This is a genomic window from Psychromonas aquimarina ATCC BAA-1526 (assembly GCF_000428725.1).
Classification (GTDB): domain Bacteria; phylum Pseudomonadota; class Gammaproteobacteria; order Enterobacterales; family Psychromonadaceae; genus Psychromonas; species Psychromonas aquimarina.
The window spans coordinates 1-3,413 of sequence record NZ_AUAM01000102.1; the positions used below are offsets into that span (position 1 = coordinate 1).

5 protein-coding genes are annotated in these 3,413 nt (G+C 36.5%); all 5 read left to right on the forward strand.

The window, feature by feature from the left end; translation table 11 throughout:
- Window positions 1–576, forward strand: a 576-nt coding sequence (locus G337_RS26725) for an IncC plasmid conjugative DNA transfer DtrJ family protein (RefSeq protein ID WP_037028086.1), incomplete at its 5' end; no start/stop codon positions are given.
- A gap of 290 nt (window positions 577–866) precedes the next feature.
- Window positions 867–1,163, forward strand: coding sequence for a type IV conjugative transfer system protein TraL (locus G337_RS0118795; protein WP_028865240.1), 297 nt, complete (start codon window positions 867–869; stop codon window positions 1,161–1,163).
- Between the two features lie 15 nt (window positions 1,164–1,178).
- Complete coding sequence (locus G337_RS0118800) at window positions 1,179–1,775, forward strand: TraE/TraK family type IV conjugative transfer system protein (RefSeq protein WP_028865241.1); 597 nt, start codon at window positions 1,179–1,181, stop codon at window positions 1,773–1,775.
- Window positions 1,772–2,566, forward strand: a complete 795-nt coding sequence (locus G337_RS0118805; protein ID WP_028865242.1) for a TraK domain-containing protein — start codon at window positions 1,772–1,774, stop codon at window positions 2,564–2,566. Before G337_RS0118800 ends, G337_RS0118805 begins: the two co-directional genes overlap by 4 nt.
- 4 nt (window positions 2,567–2,570) lie before the next feature.
- Window positions 2,571–3,413 (forward strand): TraB/TrbI/VirB10 family type IV secretion system protein (locus G337_RS0118810; protein ID WP_028865243.1); only part of this gene is annotated, 843 nt, incomplete at its 3' end.

Consider the following 3,413-nt stretch of genomic DNA (forward strand, 5'->3'; position numbering starts at 1 on the left):
ATTTCATCGTTAATTTCAAGTGAAATAATTGGAAAAGTAGCGCGTGATGAAATAACAATGATGAATTATGTATACGGTGAAGAAAACACAGCTAAATATATCGAACAGGCCGGATCAATTACTCATGGTATATTTTTTAAATCGGGCATCGTAGAGGCGGTTGAAAACTTTACATTTCCAAAATCTTATTTGAATAAAAATTATGGTGACGATGAATTTATACCTATTCAGTTTTGGAAATATATTGATAGGGCAATTAACAATTTTCTAACTTCAGTACAATTTTCAGTATTACGCCTCTGCTCATTTATTGGTTGGCTTCCTTTATTTGTTTTGTTGATGTTTGGTTCGGTAGTTAGCGGATATTATCAGCGTGAAATTAAGAAAGAGGGGTTTGAATATTCCTCGCCAGTGCGTCACGGTATAGCTAAAAAAACAATTATTATGATGCCGATTTTTGTCTATGTCATTGTGTTAATACCAGTTGCGATTCACCCTTGGATAATACCTATTATCGTGGCATTTGTGTCTATGTTTGCAGGTTGGTTTGTATCAAATACAATAAAGCGCATTTAGCATTCATGCCTTAATTTTGACATAATAGCCACTTAGTTATTGGAATTACAGGGTTTTATAAATAATTCATCATTGACAAAAGAGTGATCTTTATTGTAAAGATTGCTTTTTTTTGCATTTCTATTACCCTCCCCTCATTACTGCCAAAAATACCCCTACTTTTCTGTTCTTTTAGTCGGTTAAGACCATATTTAAACTTATTTTTGAGACTTATTTAAATTTATATGTTTTGGAAATATGGAAGTGTGGTTTAACGTAATTTATAACGGATTAAAAATTATGGGATGTATATGAATACTGAAGAAAATATAAATGTTCCTACTATGATTGATGAACCCGCACATATGCTCATCTGGCAATGGGATGAAACATTGCCGATTTGCATTGGTTTGATCTTTGGCATTTGGTTAGATTCGCCAGTTTTAGGAATGCTTGGCGGTTACTTAGCGACCTCTAAGTATAAAAAAATTCGGGATGATAAACCGCGAGGGTTTTATTTCCATATGCTGCGAGAATACGGCCTTTACCCAGCAAAAAAAGGCTTTCACTCAATGCAAAACGCACTTGTTAATAAGTTTATTTCATAGGCATAGGATGCAAAAATGAAACTACCTAACTTAAAAGACAATTATAAAAAATTAAAAAAAGATAGCGTAACCATGCAGTCTTCTAATTTACTGCTAGTTTGCTGTCTGGCTATTTCATTATATTTAAATACTCAAAAAGACACTGTAGTAATCAGTAATGCAAACCCTGCCTGTAACAAATTAGAGATTAGCCCTGATCATATGGGAGATGATTCGCATATACGCCTCGGCTATTACATATCTACTTATCTCGGCAATATCACTCCTAAAAACGCCTCATTTGTTTCTGATGCAGTCATGCCTTTTGTAGATCCCAATATCTATAAACAAGTTGAAATGCTACTCGCACTTGAACTCAAGGGCATCGTTGACGACCAGGTGATCTATAAATTCCAGCCTGAACTTGCATTTTTTGAAGACGGAAAAACCTTTGTAACAGGCAAGACAACCCGAACGGGGGCTTCGGGAAATAAGGATAGTACGGTTAGGACATTTGAATTTGAGTTTCACGTAAACAATTACACCACGACACTTAAATTCATAGATGTTTACGATGAATTACCACACGACAAAAAATGGCAAAAAAAGCATATAACGGAGGATGATGAATGAGGTTCCTAACTTTATTGATTGCGATATTTAGTCACAGTTTACTTGCTACCGATTTAGCTATTTTGGATAAAAACAATTTTATTGTTAATAATCCAAAATCAGTAAGTGTGGATAAGAAAACACCTAATGTTCATCCGATCTCAAACTTTCACGTTAACAGAATTGTCACGCCATTCAAGCGCCCATCAATAATGATGGACTCAGTGCAGGGAATAGCGCACAAGCAAAAAGGTAATGTAATTTATCTTTCTACAACAACATCAAGAAGAATCGCTGCATTTATTGCCGAAACTGGTAATGAAAGTGAAGCAATTAGCGTTGTTTTAATACCCAAAAAAATACCACCGCAGGAAATCGTGATAGGTGAGCGCTTCTCAACTGGTTCAGTAGTCGCTAAAAACTTTGAAAAAAGCCAGCCAAGAATAAACACAATTAAAGAGGTGCTTGCAATACTCGCCAAAGGCGATATGCCGACAGGGTACATTGCGCAAAATGTTAACTCGCAGTATTTGCCTGGATGTAAGCAAAGTGGCCTTTCCTTTGATTTCTATTCAGGCCAATTAATTAGTGGCGGTCATTACCTGGTTAGTATTGGCGTAGTGCAGAACACATCATCAGGCGTGATTGAGCTAAAAGAGAACAATTGTCATGCTAAGAATGTTGTCGCAGTGGCAGCTTATCCTGCAACTACGTTATTACCAAATGAGAGATCCGAAGTATTTGTAATGTATAACCGCGAACGTAAATACACCGCTGATACACCACGTAAATCATTACTGGATAAGGAGTAGCATTATGACTAAGTTCTTGTCCAAATATTTCAAGCCTAGTCAGATTTCAATTATCTATATTGTACTGGCAATTATTTCGATATTTATGCTGACAATTTTTTTCTCTAATGCAAGTGAGAAAAAAAACAGAGAATATTATGAAAAGCCAATTAAGACAGTTATTTCAGCTAAAGAAACTCGCAGAATTGGTTTAGATTCCGTCAATAAAAAGGTGATTGGGTTAAATAAAGAAACACAGGATTTAACCAGTAAAGTCTCTAAAATTGAAGCGGATAATAAGAAGTTGAAAAGTGAATCTAAAAGCTCTGTTGCGTTAGCGAGAGAAGTAAATGAGCTTAAACAGCAGCTGGCACAGCAGAAAGAATCCGCCGCGAAAGCAGAAAAAAAACAGGACGAAAAAATAAAGAATGCTGTTGAGTATGCTCTTAAAGAATTCAAAGTTGCAGAAACACTAAATCGTACAACGCAAGATCCTGATAGTTCAAAAGCGACTCCATTCGTAAAACGCAAACAGTCTCCTGATTCTGTATTTAATTACGGATCAAACTCGAACAAAACTACTCAAGCGGCCGAACAAGTTGAATACCACGAAGCAGATGGACGATCTGACAGCCTCTTTGTTGTGATAGAAGAACCCTATTCAGCAGTAGAGGATGAAGCGTATCAGATATATTTGCCAATAGGATCAATCCTCACAGGTGTCACGGTAACAGGGATGGATGCACCAACATCGGCAGCATCTTCTGAGTCACCGTTACCTGTGTTAATCCGCATAAAAAAGGAAGCGATTTTACCCAATCTGCACAATTTAGAAGAAGTTAGAGAATGCTTTGCGTTAATGGCAGGG

Bases quoted from the DNA above. Each gene is read 5' to 3' on its own strand.
- G337_RS0118805 (WP_028865242.1), top strand. From the start codon at position 1,772: ATGAGGTTCCTAACTTTATTGATTGCGATATTTAGTCACAGTTTACTT.
- G337_RS0118795 (WP_028865240.1), top strand. From the start codon at position 867: ATGAATACTGAAGAAAATATAAATGTTCCTACTATGATTGATGAACCC.
- G337_RS0118800 (WP_028865241.1), top strand. From the start codon at position 1,179: ATGAAACTACCTAACTTAAAAGACAATTATAAAAAATTAAAAAAAGAT.